This is a genomic window from Pararoseomonas baculiformis, from assembly GCF_017813395.1.
Classification (GTDB): Bacteria; Pseudomonadota; Alphaproteobacteria; order Acetobacterales; family Acetobacteraceae; genus Roseomonas; species Roseomonas baculiformis.
Genome location: NZ_JAGIZB010000029.1, coordinates 21,129 through 39,713, shown reverse-complemented (window position 1 = coordinate 39,713; position 18,585 = coordinate 21,129). Strand labels below are relative to the sequence as shown.

Sequence of the window (18,585 nt, the reverse complement as noted above, 5' to 3'; positions counted from 1 at the left end):
GCAGATCCGCTGCGCCATCCTGAACACCTTCAACGCCCTCGGTATGCCCGACACCGTCGCCCGCGCCTGATCAGAGCGGGACAGGAACACTCACGCCCTAAGTCTGATTTGCGCAACAACGCCACGAAGAGGAAGAGAAGCGGAAGAAGCAGGAGGCAGATGACGCAGCGACGAAGAAGCGTGGAATGCTCCCCGTTGTGTTTCATTACCCAATCGCCCCCTGAATGACTCGTAACCTGTTGGATCTTCCTGCAGATTAGGTCACGTGCTGGGGTTCTGATCGGCGCCGATCGGGACCGGGATTTCCGAGAGAACTTAGCAGTAACTTGAAAGTTATAAGGCCAATTCTCTCGGGGTTCCGCTTGGGCTCTGTCGCTGGGGCAGCGGGATCGTAGCCGGCCGCCTTCACCACGCGCGCCACGTCCCGATCCGATAGGCGTTGGCCGCCGCGAAAGCCGTGGCGTCTGACGCTGCGGAATACTGCCCCTCCGCGATGGCAACCGTCTCTAGCCAGGCATGTAGGGCCAGGATGGGGCACGTCCGCTCGGCCCGGCCGAAAGGGACGCCAATTTTCGTTCCAAGACCCTCTTGGTCCGTCTTTGCCCGGCGCAGGGTGAGAAGCATCCCTCAGCCACGAACGCCACATTGGCCATGTCTAGAGCCACCAGTTCCGACCGACGGAGCGCCGCAGCGAAGTTCACCACCTCTTTCGGCGTGGCCGGGGCTTCGGCTGGCTCCGCTTCGCCACTGCGCCCGGCGCCAGATTCTGCGCCCGGGGGGTCGGATTTGTCCTGCGGAGCTGGCAGTCAGCGCCCGCGGCTTCGCTTCAGTTTTCATCCTCTTGCCTCTCCTATGGGGCTGTTCGGATTATTCAGGTGCCGCCTCAGCGGGCCTGTTCTCAGGGGCGTGTCCGGCACAGCCTCCGCGCGCGGCGCCACCAATTTCCACCGTCACGGCCTGCCCCGTGGGTGAGGATCCGCATAGACGTATGGTGGGAACGGGACATCCTCCAGGGGATCTGACGGCACCCATCCATCCATCGGCGCCCATTCCCAATCGTCAGCATCTACGGCGTCCCAGACGACCTGCGTGGCTGCCTCCGGGGTGCGGGCGGCGACAGGCGGCGGCTCCTCCGCGACCTCGCTGTCTACTTGGGGGACCAAGCCCGGATCTTGGGTGGGAGAGTCGGGATGTACGAGCTCGAAGGCCTGCACCCGGCCGATTAGGGCTTCCAGCGACTCCCGCCCTCTCCGAATCGGTACCAGGGCGTCGGACCAGCGGCCCCTGAGGCCCTTCCTGTACCGGGCCGCGACGAGGATTTTGGAACCCCCCGACCCCTTATATATCTGTCTCATAAGGGTTTGGGGGAGTTCAAATCGTTCTCCGCGGTCCTCCAAGAACCGCTCCGCCGCCTTGGCAGTCGGCCAGAGGTCTGTCCTGGCGATGGACATGTCCGCCGGGGCCAGGGGCATGGCGCGGCCGAATAGCGCGGCTTCCGCCACCGCCACCTCCAGCCGGTTCGGTCGGTACTCGTTCCAGCTCGGGGCTTCATGCACCGTGAGGGGGAGAGCCAGCGCCGCCAGGATCACGACCCGCACCGGGTTGTGGCTCTCGCGCCTGACCCCTCGGGGCCGCCCAACTCCCTGGAGGACTGCCCCCTCCGTCACGGTGCATCGATAGGCTTCCACCAAAGGATCCGGGTGCCGCGGCTGCCGATCAACCGCCCGACCGGTCCCGTCCGCCATACGGAGCGCGGCGGTGACGGTCGGCCACCAGCTACCCGGGGCATCTGGGACGGTTTTCAGTGCCTTACCATTGATCACCTCGGCCATCCGCTCGCCCGCGAAGCGGTGCATAGCGGGCCGGCCGATGTTCACGATCGTGGCGACTTTCGACCAGCTATTCATCCCCGTGACGTTGCCATGGTGCGCCAAGTACAGCACCTTCCCGGACGGCCAGCGCCAAGTCGTAGGGTCGCTAGCTTTCGCCCCCTTCGGGATGGGGTCGCAGGTGGCGCCGCGGTACGTCAGCTCGTCCTGCAGCAGGGTCTCGATTGCCATCTGCGCGATGGCGAGGACTTCACCCTTCGCTTGCGCCACCTCGACCATCAGCGAGTCCACCACGGCTCGAAGGTTTGTCTCCCTCCGCAGCCAGGTCCGCCCCATCTCCTGATCCGGGACGTGCACGACGTACTGGTGCGGCGCGGCGATCTCGGTGTCTTCCACCTCCAGGTCCGGCGCCCAGTGCCGCAGGACTTCCGGCTTGCCAGTTGCGTCGAGGAACAGGGTCGGGCCGCGCCACCCGTGGTGGATGTCCTGCCGCCAGGCGAACCGGATGGCCGGGCCGGTGCCCTGCTCCCGCCCGAGAGCGGTATTCAGCGCCAGCGCGAGATTCACGCTCCGCGCGTCGCCGCTCTCTAGGAACTCCGCGATCATCTCGCCCAGCATGGGGCGCAGCTTGGTGAAGCCTACCGCCGCGGCGTCCTTGAATGCCGTGATGGCGCCGGCGCGGGAGGTGCCCTGGGTGATCTTCACCGTGGGTTTGACCGTCCATTCGAGTGCGGCCCACTCCTTGGCCTGGAAGATGGAGTCCGCGACCGACTCTCCCGCCAGCGCCTCGCGGAACAGCGCGCCCTCTGACGCCTTGGAGAGAAGCTTCGAAAACTGGTCGCGCCGATGGAGGAGGAGCTCCCGCTGGGCCCGTCTTTCCTCGCCCATCCCGCGCAGGGGTCCCACTGCGTCCCAGGACAGAGCGGAGATCGCGAGCTGCACGGGTGACAGCGGGTTGAGGCCAGCGACGCCAGTGCTCGTCACATCCTCATCCACGATGACAACAGATGGTGGGACCGGGTGCTTGTGCCCATCCTTGATCTCGTGCGGCCACGCCCGGAACGGCTTGAGGAAGAGGACGTTGTGCGGGACTACCCACACGTCCGCACCCGCTCCGGTATGAGCCTGGAGGAGGTAGGCGCACCCGCCGGCCAACGGGCACGCGATGCACCCGGCCGTGTTCGACTGCCCGGCCGCCTTGGCGTGCCTCGGCAGGTCCAGATCCTCGCACATCGTCGCGCCGGTCTTGTCCGGGTTCAGTGCCTCCTGTCCGCGCCAGATTGCGACCTTCAGGTGCGGGTGCCCCTTGCGGATATCCGCCGCGATCTGATCACCCAGCGAGTGCCGGGGATGCGCGAACAGGACCGGGCCGCGTCCGACAGCCCGTCCGGCGCCCAGGAATGTCGGGATCATGGCGATGGCGTCGAAGGTCTTGCCGCCGCCCACGTCCTTGCGATGGAGGAGCTGCGGCACGTTGCCGGCGGCGATCGTGTCTGCGAACGCCTGTAGGCGATCGGCGCTGCGGCTCGTCGCCTCCTTGAGCGGGATGGAGCGGTCGGGATAGGTCGGCTCGATCGGCTGCGCCGCCCGTACCTCCGCTTCCGCCACCATCGCATCGCGCTTGTCCTGCTCGCGGCCGACGACCCAGGCGATCCGAGCGTCCAGCATCTTGTCGCTTGCGTAACGCTTGATCTCGGACTGGCTGCGCCCACCGGGATCTGCGCTCTCGATGCGCTCTACTAGGGCCGCCTTGAGAGAGTCGGTGTCCGGTCCCGGCCAGTTGGTGGCGACGTAGCTGGCGATTGCGCGGTTGATGGGCCCGTGGAAGCCCTCGGCACCACCGATCGCGTCCAGCCATCCCTGGAAGCCAAGGGAAGCGTGGCCGCTCTCACCGGGCGTCCAGGCCTGCCGGCGGGAAGGCTCGGGGATGTCGAGCACCGCCGCATCTTCCACGCCCTCCACCAGCAGCGTGCGCCGCCCCAGCAGGGGGTCGCGCAAGCCTTCACCAAAAATCGGCGCGGCGGTGTAGTGCGGCTGGACGGTCCGCAGGGTGGCGGGATCCACGAGCTTGAAGCCCACGCGGGCATTCACGGCCGCCACCCAGCGGCCAAGCTGTGCGCCATCCACCGGCTGGTTGAGCCAGTACCAGACGTGCGCGCCGATCCCGCCGCCCTTTTTCAGGATACCATCCCACCGTGGCATCATCCCGGCCGCCTTCTCGGCCTCGGCCTGCTCATCCAGGCCGGCGGACGATGAGAAATGCACAACCGCGGTGACACCATCGAGCTCGGGGATGTTCGATGCCACTAGATCCACCAGGATCTGCGCCACGTCGTCCGGGTCGGAGAGCAGGCTAGCGCTGGGCGGCAGCTTCACATTGTCGAGGTCCAGCATGACGAAGCTGCGCGGCTGGTCCTCGAAGGTGCCGCCGTTCTGCGCCTTCACGCGACGCGTGCCATTGAGGTTGGTGGTGGCATTGGGGACGCCGCGGATGACGCAGGCCGTGGGGTCGGTCTCGATCCGGCGTAGCGCGGAGAGCAGGTCGTGGATCCCGCCGACAGGGATGGACTTGACGCAGAAGGTGCGCGCGTTCGAGTAGTCGCGCTTTACGACAAGCCCGTTGGGAGCGATGGCGTACAACTTCGCCATCACCAGCTTCCCAATAGTTCGCAGGACGGTAAGGCTTTCGGTCAACCGCGCTCCCCTCCCTTATGGGGGCCGCTGGCATTACGGCGGGGTACTCGCGCGGCGCCCATGGCCAAGAGGCGCGTCGTTTCCCTGGCGGCGCCCTCCAGCACGCCGGGCTGCAGGTTGATGATCGACCAGAGCTGGCCATGCTGTTCAGCACGTTCCGGTGCCTTCAGAGTCACCGTACCGGCAGTGTCTCGGTGCGCCTGGATGCCGGGGAGGTGCACGCCCGGTAGCCGCAGATTGATGAGAGTGAAGCCCTCGTGGACCGGCTTGAGCGTGATGCGCTCAACCAACGCCTCGAGGTACGGGCCGGCGGGCAGATAAAATTCGTGCAACGCTGCCTCCCATCATGGGAGGCGACGATCAACGCTTGAACGGTAGGCCGCACGAGGGTATTTGAACGGTCGGTCAGTTAGTGCCGAGTAGTTCAGTCCCGTAGCGTTGCGTACCCAAAGGGTCCCACCCGGCTTGCACCCCGGGCGCGGGCCCTTTGTTGTTCAGGCCGCGACCATCGCCTCATTGTGGGAGGGGGAAGCCTTGCGAGGGCGACCCGGCTTCCGCGGAGCATTGCCGCCCAGCGTCCTTACTAACGCCGGCAGGTTGCTACGGCACACGTACCAGCGCCCACGCTCACGCCGCGCCGAAATCCGGCCGTCCAAAGCCATCTCCAGCAGCGCGCGATGCCGCATCTGGGTCAGGACTTCAGGGCTCCGGGCAGCATTGTCCGTTACTTCCTGGCGCATCGCACCAAGAGGGATCATTTCAACGTCGCAATTCATAGAGGAGGGACTCCCTCCCCGGGGAAAGACCTCGCGAGCTCAGATGCCCTTGATTGGACATGCACACACGCTTAGCTTCCGGGGCGTGGAGTACCCTGTTGCGTGTGATGCACGTGGCTGGTTGATACGAGTACTGGACGCCGGCGCCCTGTGGTGGGGTTCCGGCGTCTTGCTCTTCTTTTCGGCGGTGGTGACGCCAGGAGAAGAGAGAAGTGGAGACACTAAGCCGAGCACCTTAGGGCGGCTCTCAGCCCAGATGTCGGCCATTACCTCGAAGGCTCGAAACTCGATCCGGGTCTTCCCCGTCATAGCCGGATAGGGATCGGCATCCTTAGCCTGCGGCCAAGCGCCTTTACCATGATGACGGTAAGTGCTCCGGAAAACCTGGTTGTCGGTTGTGCAGTAGCCGATCTCGCAAAGTGGGAAGGCGTAACCGCCTCCTAGATCCACGCACATTCCGCAAGTACGGAACCAGCGACGAATAGCCTGCCCTTCGGGCCGGCTGATCCAGTCTACCAAGTTGTCCAAGGCTTCACCGAGGGTGGCACCAGGGATCACTCGTGACTGAGCGAAATTTTCGTTGTTGGCCGGCGACAAGGTTTTAACCCAAGCGGAGATCGCATCCGCCATCTCTGCCGGCCGCTCATTCGATCCTTGTGGCCCATCCGATACGACTAACGCCCGGTAAGCCCCCACCAACTCCGGCGTTAGCCCAGCAGGTGTCACGGCGTCGGCAGTAGCGATGCTGAGCATTAGATTATTGGCATGCCAGCAGGATGCGTAAGCGGCATTCTTCCCGCCGCCACGGCCAACAGGACGCGGCCAGTAAGGCGGCTCATGCCTCTGGAGAATTCGTGCGCGGGTCTCAGCATTCGCGACAGGCCAGTTAAGAGCCTTAGCGATTACCGGGACAGCCTCGACACTGGTTATGCTCTTCGGAGCGCCCATGAATCTAGCTGTAGAAGGTGTTTGAGAGGAACTAAAGGACGAAATTTTTTCCTCCACTTACGGAGGGGCTCTTTACTAGCTTCCGCCTCGTATGGCCCTCGGCATCACTGCCGCCCGAGACGGCTTTAGCGTCACCCCGCGCTCGTCCACCTCCACCTCCGCCCTCGGGTACACCGCGCAGGCCAGGTTGAGGTTCTCCAGGAACCTGGGCTTGAAGTGGTGAAGGCCCTTGTAGCCGGCCCCAAACTGCCCCTGTAAGGCCTTCCAGCTGATGGGCTTCGGGCTCTGCAGGACGTGCAGGCGGTAGGTCAGCCAGCAGTAGATGTCCAAGGCCATGGAGTTGTTGGAGAGCGCCTTGATGGCGGCCTCCTCAATTGGCACGGGATGCCGTTGGAGCTGCTCGAAGAAGCTTTCCGAGAGGCGCACTGTGTCGACAAAGAGCGACCCTTGAGGCGAGTCGTCCGTGCCAACGAACATCGCCGTATCGACCAAGTTTTGGTTCACTAGCCCGGCCCGGCCGGCAGCCTTGATATGGAAGGTCAGCCGGCAGCGCGAGATTCGCTCAGCCTGCTCTCGTACGTCCTTGAAGCTCTTGCCACCAATCGGGATTCCAAGGCGCGACAGCCAAGCACGCAGACTGCGGCCGAGCTCGATTTCCCGGCTGCCGGTCCGGAGCGCCTCTGACTGCAGAAAAAGCAGGATCAGGCGCGCGCGACTCCCATAAGGTACCCCCACCCACTCGGGCTGCTCGCTAGAGTCCACAGCCCGCCGGCCAGGCTCGACCAGCAGGGTCACGTGCTCGGAGGCGATTTTCCAGACAGCGTCGTCGGCTAATCGCTTGTGCGGGAGAGCCGCCTGGGTCCAGCCGGAGTAGATGAAGCCGACGCTGGAATCCTCGTCAGCCATATAGGCCGCGGCGGCTTCCACAACACGGCGATCGATGTCGGCCGCCAGAGCCCCCTGCTTGCCCTGGGCCTCAATCAGGCGATGCACCGTCCCCACGGCTCTCTCCCCCAGGCTTCCCGCCTTTATGCCACGGCCGGGGCACCTGTCGCCTGTGGACTCCTGCGAGTGGAGCTATTTGGGGGTATTAGAGATTCTAACTATTAGCTTGTTCGCTGGAGTCCACGGGACAACTTGTAGAAGCCGTTGATCTGCTGTTCAGAGGCATCGCAAGAGTCCATGGTCTGCTCGCAAGAGTCCGCAGGGAGGCCTGGGGGTAACCAGCGGCCTAGTTTCCCCGCGCAACCTGATTGCCGGGACCCGATTCGGCTATTTCATCTATCGCAAGAGTCCACGAGGCTTCCGCGATTAAACGTGGCCTCAGACTGTGCTCTCCTAATTTCGGTGTACCTGCTCGACCTGCTCTTCCTACTGAGCAAGGATCATGCGGATCCGCTGTTCGCCGTCCGCGACGTTCCTGACCAGGTGCCGGCGTGCCCCGAGAGGTGTCCGCAGCTTCTGGCTCCCGGCACTCTTCAAGCCGTGCTGAACGTGGGTCATCCTCATGGGCGTCGGTGACAGCCCCACCTGCCTTCCGACCGCAGCAATGTCTAATGTCTGTGCGGCCCGTCCAATCAAGGCGGAGGTGTCCCATGCCAGGACAACGGGCGCGGCCGCTAGGGCAGTCGCTCACAAGTACAGATACCTATTTGTACACAAATACGCCCATTCAGACATCTGCTTATTCATGCGCATGAAAATATGAAATCGGTCGCAATTACTGGGTGTCCGGGGCACGTCGCCAGAATCGACACAGGCGCTGATCTGCTTTGCACCGCACTCCGTGCAGCGGAGCCGAGCGACAGCTGGTAGTGCCCCGTGCCGCCCGCGAGCGAGTGGCGGGCCATCAGGGCGGAAAAGGTAATGGCTTCACGGTACCCGCGCCGACAATGCATTTGCACCCATATGCTGCCGCCTAACTCATAGGGACCGAGCCGCTTGGCTTTCGTTCCGGATGGGTGGCCATGGCCTACACTCCCCGAGAGAACGGACAGAGAGTGGAACGACAAACCTTAGTTCGAGCGCACGCACCTACGAGAGTACATAAGTATAGGGGTCTGGACGCACGAACGTCTAGATTTTTGTATTTACAAACATATGGAAGCCTGAGCGCGTGTACGGGCGCTTGCCTGCCAGCTTCAGCCATGTGTAAGTTCACGCGCACGCCCGTCTGGATTTTCATGTGTTCGGATTGCCGGGCGGGCGGGCGTTCAGGAGTATGCGCATGATCGTCACCGTTATCTCGTTCAAAGGTGGCGTTGGCAAAACCACGACTGCAATCCACTTAGCGGCCTTACTGCAGAAGAAGGCTCCCACCCTTCTGGTTGACGGCGACGGCATCCGTTCCGCGACAAAGTGGAGCCAACGGGGAGATAGCAACGGCCTGCCGTTCAAGGTGATCAGCTACGCAGAGCTGGCCCGGTACGCCCCGAATTACGCCCACATTGTCATCGACACGGAAGGCAATCCGTCCGACGACGATTTCAAGGATGCCGCGAAGGGCAGCGATGCCCTGGTGGTACCAGCCGTTCCAGAAAGTGTGGCCACCGACGGCCTCATCCACACCCTCGCCAAGCTGCAGGACCTTGGTAACCAGAACTACCGGGTGCTGCTCACTATGGTGCCGCCCAAGCCACGCACCGAGGGTGCCGCCCTGCGCGAGATGCTCGCCGAGCAAGAGATACCCGTCTTCAAGTCAGAGATTCCCCGCTTGGCCGCATTTGAAAAGGCCGCTGCCGAGGGAGTGCCGGTCTCCGGCGTCCAGAACGATCGCAACGCCGCCAGAGCCTGGGCGGCCTACGAGGCTGTAGGGAAGGAGCTGCTCAATGGTTGAGCGTAGATTCGCCGCACTTGCGTCGCTGAAGTCCCGCCCGGCAGCTGAGCCGGCACCCGATGAAGTGCAGGAGCCCGCGGTCGCCGGCGAGACTGCCGAGGCAGCTCCCATACCGCTGCCAACATCACCGCCGGTGCTGGCGGTGGCGCCTCTAGCCGTGGGAACCGCGGAGCGGGGCAGGGGGCGCCCGCCCGGCAAGCGCAGCGATCCAGATTGGAAACCCCGCACCATCCTGATGCGGACCAAGACGCACCGGCGCGTGTCCGGCCTGCTCCTCGAGCAGGATGATGGGCCCGACCTGTCCGAGCTTGTTGATCAACTGCTTACCGAATGGATCTCGAAGCAGCGATAATCAAATGCATCTATATCTCTGCACGTTCAAAAATATGTAATGACACACCGGCGCGTGTCCGGCCTGCTCCCCGAGCAGGAGGATGGCCCCACCTACCCGAGCCGAACGGCCAATTGCCTACGGCCCAGACCTCAAAGCAGCCATAATCTCCCATGCCCACACCTTCATGCGTGCGGAAAGATGTAAATACGCAATTGCGACACACCATAGCTCTAGGCGAGGCAGAACAGCGTCTTCTACGAATTTTTTCGTCCATCGAGTGGTGTTGTTGCGTGGTCCAGCAGCGGTGGGACGAGGCTTCCGCCTCACGCCAGGCCGCCATGGTCGTACCCGCCTGGCGCAATGGCAGGCCGCGGAAGGTGAGAGCCACTGGGGCTGCCAAGCGCAACGAGACCCTGCGCCACCAAGCGCCTTGGACGCCGTCTCTGGAAACGGTGGAGCGGGTACCACCGGCGCGGCCTCGCTGAGACCGCGATATCCCGCCTCCAGCCCCGCCAGCGACCCAGGGTAACGACGTTAGTCCCCGCGCAGGCTGTAGCTGGTGGAGCGGCCCCCGGCCGGGTCCTGCACTAGCACGCCATGGCTGATGAGGGCGGTGATGTCGCGAAGGGCGGTATCAGCCCCTCAGCGCCGTCGCTCCCGAGCGCCAGGGCAAGCTGCTCGGCCTCGCTCTCCTGCTGGCGAAGGGTGCGCCTGGACGGGTCTTCAGCATCGCCTCGGTAGAACCGCACCGGCACGCCGTCGATGAGGAAGACGAAGTGGTGGGTCTCGTCGAGCACCCCGAGCCAGGGATAGCGGCCACCCTCGGCGGCGCGGGCGAGCTGGTGCTTGGTGAAGGCGTAGGCGCGGCAGCCGATCGACCATGCATCGTCTCCCGCCCAGGGATCGGCGAAGGCAATGGCATCGGCGCGGCCGCGGGCCAGAAGGCGGGCGGCGGCCGTGAGCCGCTCCTCGGTAAGGGCCGGGTGCAGCTCCCAGGGCAGGCGGCGCGCGGGAGAGGACACGGGGCCTGGGGTGGTGTCGTCCGTCATGACGGGACGATAACGGAGGAACGGCTAGCCATCCCAGTAAATGCGGTCAAAGAACGACCCTCGGAGCGGAGCTCCCCTGGTCAGAGGAGCTGCCTTCTCACAAGATCGCGGCCGCGTGTTCTCGTTGGAAGCTCAGAAGCCGTGAAGCCGCGTTACATCTCTCTCGCCCAGGTTTTTGGGCCTCCCGTGCGCTTCGTCGTGCCTCTCTTCCAGCGCCCTTACGTATGGGAGAAGAAGGCGCAGTGGGAGCCGCTCTGGGACGACGTGTCGACGGTCGCCGAACGGATACTCACGGCTGGGCCGGGCGCCCCCGTGCGGGGTCATTTTCTCGGCTCGGTGGTGCTGGAACAGGAGAGCACTGGTACCGGGAGCGTTGAGCGCCGGTCGGTGATCGACGGACAGCAACGTCTGACCACGATCCAGCTTCTCCTGAAGGCAGCGGCCCATGCCTTCGCCGCAGCGAAGCAGCCCACGCCAGAGGACGGCGAGGCACTCGCCAGAGCCGGCCAGCAGGTGGCCAGCCTCGTCGCCAACCCGGCCTATGCGACGGGCGAGGAGGCCTACAAGGTCTGGCCCACGAATGAGGACCGCGCGCCCTTCCGCTCGGTGCTGGACGCCTCGCGCCCGGAGGAGGTCACCGGGACGGGACACATCCCAGGGGCACATCGCTTCTTCTTCGACGAGATCAGGGCGTGGCTCCAGGCGGACGGCTCACCTGGCCCCCGCGCCGCGGCACTCGCGCGGGCACTCATGCATCACCTCCAGGTCATCGTGCTTGATCTGGAAGAGACCGACGAGCCGCAGGCTATCTTCGAGACCCTGAACACGGGCGGCGCTCCGCTCTCCCCGGTCGACCTCGTGAAGAACTGGCTGCTCTGGGAGGCGGCACGGGCCGGCCACGACGAGGCGTCCTGCGCCGCCCTCCACAGCGCCTACTGGAAGCCCTTCGACACCGACGCCGACTACTGGCGCGCGCAGGTCGGCATTGGACACGCAGCGCGCCCGCGGGTCGACGGCTTCCTCGTGAACTGGCTCACCGAGCGCACCCTGGCGCCCGTCGCCGGCGGGCACGTCTATGAGACCTTCCTAGACAAGGTGGCTGAGCCGGCGCGCCGCGCTGCGGGCGGTCATGCAGACGTGCCGGCCATCATGTGGTCGATCCACGCAGCAGCCGAGCGATACCGGTGGATCGATGTACCTGGGCCGGAAGGAGGACGGTTCACGACGTTCCTACATCGCCTCAAGGCCATGAACATCGTGGTGCTCCACCCTCTGTTGATGTACCTCCTGGGCCGCTCCGGAAGCATCCCAGAGGACCTTGACGCCTGCGCGACCGCCCTCGAGAGTTTCCTCGTCCGACGTCTCGTCTGCGATACCGGCACCCGCGGCTACGGCACGCTCTTCCTGAACCTCCTCATCGAGGTGGCAGGGAAGGGTCCAACAGACCCAGCAGCACCGATCATCAACAACTTCCTGGCTGCCGGGCGAAGCAACGTGAACGTCTGGCCCGACGACGGCATGTTCGCCCGGCACTGGGCATCGCGCGACGCCTACAAGGGGCGTGGAGCCCGACCCATGATGATCCTCCGCGCGCTCGAAGAGGAGGAGTGGCGGCGCGACCGCCTCGGCATACCCGTCGCCCACTTCGACTGGAGCCGCGTGCAGGTGGAGCACGTGATGCCTCAGGGGTGGAAAGAGCACTGGCCACTTCCTGCCGATGGAGATCCGCTTGCTCGAGACGAGGCCGTCCAGCGGGTCGGCAATCTCACCTTGGTTTCGGAGGCCCTCAATCCAGTGCTGTCGAACGGGCCTTGGAATATCAAGCGAACTGCCTTGGGCAAGCACACTCACCTCCGCCTGACAGCCTCCCTGACTGCTCAAGAGCGCTGGGACGAGGCGGCCATCGAGGTAAGATCTGCGAGGCTATTTGAACTTGCCTGCTCTGTGTGGCCGAGGCCGGCAGTTGGATGAACGAGCGTGGCCCAGGACACCATGGGGTCCAGAGCTTACCATTTCGTCGCACCAGACATTTTCGCTGAAGTCCTAAAGTCAAAGAAGCCAACATGATGGTATGGCGGGAAAATCTAGATGAATGCTGTTGAGATCGAACAGGCTGTCTCCGACCTGGCTGGCCAGCCGTTTGACGGCGAGGAGTTCCCGTTCGCTTTCCTAACCGCTTTCGGCAACAAGGACGCTACCATCAGGCGCCTTCGCACGGGCGGTTACAACAAGTCTGACCTCGGCGGCGTTCTCCAGACCAACAACATCCACATCAAGGTCTGCCCGACGGGCACGGTCGGTGAGACGCTGCGCGCCCTCAAGGCAAGCCCGGCGACCACTCGCGCCAAGGCAAAGTTCATCCTCGCCACGGACGGGCACGACTTCCAGGCGGAGAATCTCATCGAGGGCGAGACCGTCGCCTGTGACTACAAGGACTTTCCCGACCACTTCGGGTTTTTCCTCGCGCTCGCCGGCATCACAACAGTCCGTCAGATCCGTGAGAGCGCCTTCGACATCAAGGCGACGGGACGCCTGAACCGGCTTTACGTCGAGCTGCTAAAGGATAATCCTGACTGGGGCATGGCCGCTCGCCGCCCCGACATGAACCACTTCATGGCGCGGCTGATCTTCTGCTTCTTCGCCGAAGACACCGACATCTTTCCCAAGCCCGACCTGTTCACGGACACGGTCGCACAGATGAGCGCGAGAGACTCGTCCGACACGCACCAGGTAATCGGCGAGCTGTTCCGCGCCATGAACACCAAGATCGCAGATCGCGACGCGGCCGGCATCCCGCGATGGGCCAACCAATTTCCTTACGTCAACGGCGGGCTGTTCTCTGACAGCGTCGACGTTCCGCGCTTCAGCAGGATCGCTCGCACCTACCTCATTCACATCGGCAACCTCGACTGGAAGAAGATCAACCCCGACATCTTCGGATCGATGATCCAGGCGGTCGCCGAGGACGAGGAGCGCGGCGCGCTCGGCATGCACTACACGAGCGTGCCAAACATCCTGAAGGTGCTGAACCCGCTCTTCCTCGATGACCTGCGCGCCAAGCTGGCGGAGGCGGGCGACAACAGCCGAATGCTCCTCAACCTCCGACGCCGCATGGCGAGGATCAGGGTTTTCGACCCGGCGTGCGGCTCCGGCAACTTCCTCGTTATCGCATACAAAGAGATGCGGAAGATCGAGGCCGAGATTAACAAGCGACGCAGCGAATCCGATCGCCGCAGCGAAATCCCGCTGACCAACTTCCGCGGCATCGAGCTGCGCGACTTTCCGGCTGAGATCGCGCGGCTGGCCCTAATAATCGCTGAATACCAGTGTGACGTGCTTTATCGCGGTCAGAAGGAAGCCCTGAAGGAGTTCCTGCCGCTCGACGCCATGAACTGGATCATCTGCGGTAACGCGCTGCGCCTTGACTGGCTGAGTGTCTGCCCGCCGGGAGGGACGGGCGTGAAGCTGAATGCGGACGACCTGTTCCACACGCCGCTAGACCAGGCGCAGATTGACTTTGAGAATGAGGGCGGGGAAACATACATTTGTGGTAATCCGCCTTATCTTGGCTATAATCGGCAGTCTTCCAACCAAAAATCCGATTTAGAGGCTATTTTTTCGTTCAGAACAAAAAATTGGCGATCGTTAGACTACATATCGGGGTGGTTCGGCAAGTATCTAGACATTGCTCATCGTGGCTTTGATGCTGCTTTTGTTTCAACGAACTCCATCTGCCAAGGTGAGCATGCAGCCATACTATGGTCCATGATATTTGGCGCGGAAGTAGAGATTTTTTTTGCGGTTCCAAATTTCAGGTGGGCAAATAACGCGTCCAACAATGCGGTCGTTACAGTTTCCGTAATCGGCCTCACCTCAAAAAGCGGTGGTGAAAAGTGCATTTATTTAGACGGCCACAAAAAATCCGTGAAGCGGATCAATCAGTATCTTATCGAAGGTGAGCCTGTTCCCATGGCGGCGGCAAGTCGGCCGATCTCCAAGCTACCGCAGATGTTGCTTGGGAACATGCCGAAAGATGGCGGAAATCTTATTCTAAGTCGTGACGAAGCTGCTGCACTCCGCGCTGAACACCCTAGTGCCAGCGATTTTCTTTGCGGGTTTTATGGCTCTCAAGAGCTTATCAATGGGAGCCTGCGATATTGTATTTGGATCAATGATGATTTTGTGGAAGCCGCCAAAGCAATTCCTCAGATTAGAAGTCGGCTTAAAGCAGTTGCAGAAATGCGTCTTGCCAGCCCGGCAAAATCAACTCGTGATTTCGCGACTAGATCGCATCGCTTCAAACAAATCCAGGGTGTAGCAACGAATCATACGGTGGCCGTTCCAAGCGTTTCCTCTGAGCGACGCGAGTACCTCCCTGTCGATATACTACCGTCCCGCAACATCGTTTCGAGCCTTGCTTTCGCTCTCTATGATGTTCCCCTCTGGAATATGGCACTTATCGCTTCGCGATTGCACTTGGTGTGGATTGCTACAGTCTGCGGAAAGCTGGAAACTCGATATCGTTACTCCAACACCTTGGGTTGGAATACATTTCCCGTTCCTTCTATGACGGAAAAAAATCGATTAGACCTCACGCGTTGCGCTGAAGATATCCTGCTGGCGCGCCAAGCGCATTTTCCAGCAACTATCGCCGATCTGTATGATCCGGATGACATGCCTATCAATCTACGGGAGGCGCATGATCGTAATGACGAGGTGCTTGAACGGATTTATATTGGCCGGCGCTTTCGCAACGACACAGAACGTTTGGAGAAGCTTTTTGAACTTTACAATAGACTCAGGTCGGATTCCGTAGCCAAAGATAAGCAAAAATCGGAGGCGAGTGCATGACTACCGAAAACAAATCTATTCCATCTGTCTCCGTCTCGTATACTCGTAATGGGACTTCAATCAAGGCAAATTCCTTGGGTATGCGGCCTATGCAGGAGCGGGCCTATTCGAAGCGAGGCGAGCAGTATCTGCTGATCAAGTCCCCGCCAGCATCGGGGAAAAGCCGCGCGCTGATGTTCATCGCCCTCGACAAGCTCCGCAATCAGGGCCTTCGCCAAGCTCTCATCGTTGTGCCCGAGAAATCTATTGGCTCGAGCTTCGCCGACGAGAAGCTGACGGTGGGCGGATTTTGGGCCAACTGGACGGTTAAGCCGCAGTGGAATCTATGCAACGCCCCTGGTACGGATGGCGGCAAGGTCACTGCGGTCCGGACCTTTCTTGAAGGCGCCGACCAGGTGCTGGTCTGCACGCATGCCACCTTTCGCTTCGCCATGGACAAGTTCGGAGCCGAGGCCTTCGACGGCCGCCTGATCGCCATAGACGAATTCCACCATGTCGCTGCCAACCCGAACAATAAGCTTGGCCAGCATCTTGGCGATCTGATCGCGCGCGACCGGGTCCATGTCGTCGCCATGACCGGCTCCTATTTCCGGGGCGACGCCGAGGCCATCCTGTTCCCGCAGGACGAAGCAAAGTTCGAAACCGTCACTTATACCTATTACGAGCAGTTGAATGGCTATGAGCACCTGAAGCAGCTTGATATTGGCTATTGCTTCTATTCGGGATCATATACCGACGACATCCTGAAAGTGCTCAATCCCGCCGAAAAGACAATCATCCACATTCCGAACGTCAATTCGCGCGAAAGTACCCAGGACAAGCTCAAAGAAGTTGAGCACATCGTTCAGGAACTGGGCGAATGGAAGGGAACCGACCCCGCGACCGGCTTCCAGCTGGTGCGGACGCCTGAAGGCCGGCTGCTGCGCATCGCCGACCTAGTGGATGACGACCCTGCCAAGCGCGACCGGGTGACAACTGCCCTGAAAGACCCGGCGCAGAAGAACAACCGCGACCATGTGGACATCATCATTGCCCTCGGTATGGCCAAGGAGGGCTTCGACTGGATCTGGTGCGAGCACGCGTTGACAGTCGGCTACCGGTCGAGCCTAACCGAGATCGTGCAGATCATCGGCCGCGCCACCCGCGACGCACCCGGGAAGCCCCGCGCCCGCTTCACCAACCTGATTGCCGAGCCGGACGCCTCCGAGCAAGCCGTGGCGGAAGCCGTCAACGACACGCTGAAGGCCATCGCCGCGAGCCTTCTCATGGAACAGGTTCTCGCGCCGCGCTTCGAGTTCAAGCCGAAGAACCCCGATTTAGGGCCGACGCCCGGCTTCGACTATGGCGAGGGCGGCTATGATCCCTCGAAATGCAATGTCGGCTTCAACGAGGACACTGGCCGCTTCCAAATCGAGATCGCCGGGCTGGCGGAGCCGAAGAGTCCAGAGGCCGCCCGCATCTGCCAGGAGGATTTGAACGAGGTCATCGCCGCCTTCGTGCAGGACAAGCCTTCCATCGAGCGCGGCCTGTTCGATCCCGAGCTTGTCCCTGAGGAGCTGACGCAACTCCGCATGGGCAAGATCATCAAGGACCGCTATCCCGAGCTGGACGAGGCTGACCAGGAGGCGGTGCGCCAGCATGCCATCGCTGCCCTCAACCTGACGCAGAAAGCCAAGGAATTCGCGTCGGGGGACGATGATGGCGAGAAGACCGCCAACACCGCTTTCGTTGACGGCGTTCGCAAATACGCCCTGAGCGTCACCGAGCTTGATATCGACCTGATCGACCAGATCAACCCGTTCGGCGAGGCCTATGCGATCCTGGCCAAGACCATGAGCGAGGAGAGCCTGCGGCAGGTCCAGGCCGCCATCAACGCCAGGAGGGTGAACCTGACACCCGAGGAGGCGCGCGAGCTGGCCAGGCGGGCGCTCAAGTTCAAGCAGGAGCGCGGCCGCCTGCCATCCATCACGGCGCCCGATCCTTGGGAAAAGCGCATGGCCGAAGGCGTCGCCTTCCTCGCCCGCATGAGGCGGGAGGCCGCCAATGCCTAGGTTCACCGACGAGGACAACGCCCTCCTCGAGGAGCTTGGCGTCGACGCCGACGAGAAGCCGACCGGCCAAGCGCCGCATGTGGAGCGCGTCATCGCCGGCTTCGAGGACATTCAGCGCTTTGTCGCGGAGAAGGGACACCCGCCGCGCCATGGCGAGGAACACGACATCTTCGAACGCCTCTATGCCGTCCGACTCGACCGCCTGCGCGCGCTTGAGGAATGCCGCGCTATCCTCCTGCCTCTCGACCATCAAGGGCTTCTGGCCGACCCTGCCGCCCCAGCTGCGTCCGCGCCAGAGGAGCTGGACGACGACGCCCTCCTTGCCGAGCTTGGAGTGACAGCGGAGGCGCCGGACATCGGCGAGCTTCGGCATGTCCGGTCAGCGGCCGAGCGGCGCCAGACCGAGGAGATCGCCAACCGCCAGAGATGTGAGGATTTCGACCGCTTCAAGCCGCTCTTTCAACAGGTGCAGGCGGAGCTGGATTCCGGCCTTCGCCAGACCATCCGGTTCGAGCGCAAGTCAGAGATCGCACCCGAGCGGTTCTACATCCTGGGCGGCCAGAAGGCCTATGTTGCCGCAATGGAGGAGCCGTTCACCAACGAGCACGGCAACATCGACGCCCGGCTACGCGTGGTGTTCGACAACGGCACCGAAAGCAATCTCCTCATGCGATCGCTTCAGAAGGCGCTGCAACAGGACCCCTCAGGCCGGAGGATCGTCGATCCCTCGGCCGGGCCACTTTTCGCCGACTACAGCGAGGACGGCGACGAGGCGAGCGGCACGGTCTACGTCCTCCGCAGCAAGTCGGATCATCCAATGGTCGCAGCCAACCGCCAGGTCGTGCACAAGATCGGCGTGACGGGCGGCGACGTTGAGCGGCGGCTTGCGGCCGCCAGGCTCGATCCGACCTTCCTGATGGCAGACGTGGAGGTAGTCGCTACCTACAAGCTCTTCAACATCAACCGCAGTCGGCTTGAGAACGTCATTCACCGCATCTTCAGCCCGGCCCGGCTCGACATCGAGATTAAGGATCGCTTCGGAAATCCCATCGCCCCGAAGGAATGGTTCCTTATTCCCTTGCTGGCCGTGGATCAGGCCGTCGAGAAAATCAGGGACGGCACTATTAAGGATTATGTCTATGATCCGAAGACAGCGACGCTCAAGTCAGGGGTTTGAAAGCCAATCTCACTATGTGTCGCTCTAGAAGGGCCTCGGA

At 62.5% G+C, this 18,585-nt stretch carries 11 protein-coding genes and 1 pseudogene; 7 read left to right on the top strand and 5 right to left on the bottom strand.

Annotated features, from left to right (window positions below; genetic code table 11):
- Positions 1-950 precede the first annotated feature (950 nt).
- The 4 genes from J8J14_RS21195 to J8J14_RS21180 form a co-directional block, all read right to left on the bottom strand.
- Positions 951-4,523, bottom strand: a complete 3,573-nt coding sequence (locus J8J14_RS21195; RefSeq protein WP_209381551.1) for a hypothetical protein — start codon at positions 4,521-4,523, stop codon at positions 951-953.
- On the bottom strand, positions 4,520-4,855 hold the full coding sequence (locus tag J8J14_RS21190) for a hypothetical protein (RefSeq protein WP_209381550.1): 336 nt from the start codon (positions 4,853-4,855) through the stop codon (positions 4,520-4,522). Before J8J14_RS21190 ends, J8J14_RS21195 begins: the two co-directional genes overlap by 4 nt.
- Before the next feature lie 483 nt (positions 4,856-5,338).
- Complete coding sequence (locus J8J14_RS21185; protein ID WP_209381549.1) at positions 5,339-5,929, bottom strand: hypothetical protein; 591 nt, start codon at positions 5,927-5,929, stop codon at positions 5,339-5,341.
- A gap of 393 nt (positions 5,930-6,322) precedes the next feature.
- Positions 6,323-7,249 (bottom strand): replication protein RepA, encoded by a 927-nt coding sequence (locus J8J14_RS21180; RefSeq protein ID WP_209381548.1) that lies wholly within the window; start codon positions 7,247-7,249, stop codon positions 6,323-6,325.
- 1,225 nt (positions 7,250-8,474) lie between these two features.
- On the opposite strand from J8J14_RS21180, the gene J8J14_RS21175 reads away from it, so the two are divergent.
- The 3 genes and pseudogenes from J8J14_RS21175 to J8J14_RS21165 all read left to right on the top strand — a co-directional run.
- Positions 8,475-9,083 (top strand): ParA family protein, encoded by a 609-nt coding sequence (locus tag J8J14_RS21175; protein ID WP_209381547.1) that lies wholly within the window; start codon positions 8,475-8,477, stop codon positions 9,081-9,083.
- Positions 9,076-9,435, top strand: a complete 360-nt coding sequence (locus J8J14_RS21170) for a hypothetical protein (RefSeq protein WP_209381546.1) — start codon at positions 9,076-9,078, stop codon at positions 9,433-9,435. Before J8J14_RS21175 ends, J8J14_RS21170 begins: the two co-directional genes overlap by 8 nt.
- A 380-nt stretch (positions 9,436-9,815) precedes the next feature.
- Positions 9,816-9,906, top strand: a pseudogene (locus tag J8J14_RS21165) (IS5/IS1182 family transposase); the annotation flags it as partial.
- Positions 9,907-10,004: 98 nt separating this feature from the next.
- Here the strand turns inward: J8J14_RS21165 and J8J14_RS21160 are convergent.
- Positions 10,005-10,466 carry a hypothetical protein gene (locus J8J14_RS21160; RefSeq protein WP_209381545.1) on the bottom strand — a complete coding sequence of 154 codons (462 nt, stop codon included), beginning with the start codon at positions 10,464-10,466 and terminating at the stop codon, positions 10,005-10,007.
- Positions 10,467-10,652: 186 nt separating this feature from the next.
- Here J8J14_RS21160 and J8J14_RS25665 point away from each other — a divergent pair, with 186 nt between their 5' ends.
- From J8J14_RS25665 to J8J14_RS21140, 4 genes are all read left to right on the top strand, one after another.
- Positions 10,653-12,437: a GmrSD restriction endonuclease domain-containing protein gene (locus J8J14_RS25665; protein WP_209381544.1), complete on the top strand. Its 1,785-nt coding sequence runs from the start codon at positions 10,653-10,655 to the stop codon at positions 12,435-12,437.
- A gap of 117 nt (positions 12,438-12,554) precedes the next feature.
- Positions 12,555-15,317 (top strand): class I SAM-dependent DNA methyltransferase, encoded by a 2,763-nt coding sequence (locus J8J14_RS21150; protein WP_209381543.1) that lies wholly within the window; start codon positions 12,555-12,557, stop codon positions 15,315-15,317.
- Positions 15,314-17,368 carry a DEAD/DEAH box helicase gene (locus J8J14_RS21145; RefSeq protein ID WP_209381542.1) on the top strand — a complete coding sequence of 685 codons (2,055 nt, stop codon included), beginning with the start codon at positions 15,314-15,316 and terminating at the stop codon, positions 17,366-17,368. Before J8J14_RS21150 ends, J8J14_RS21145 begins: the two co-directional genes overlap by 4 nt.
- A complete protein-coding gene (locus J8J14_RS21140; protein ID WP_209381541.1) occupies positions 17,361-18,545 on the top strand; it encodes a GIY-YIG nuclease family protein in 1,185 nt (394 codons plus the stop codon). The genes J8J14_RS21145 and J8J14_RS21140 overlap by 8 nt, the downstream gene beginning before the upstream one ends.
- Positions 18,546-18,585: the final 40 nt, after the last annotated feature.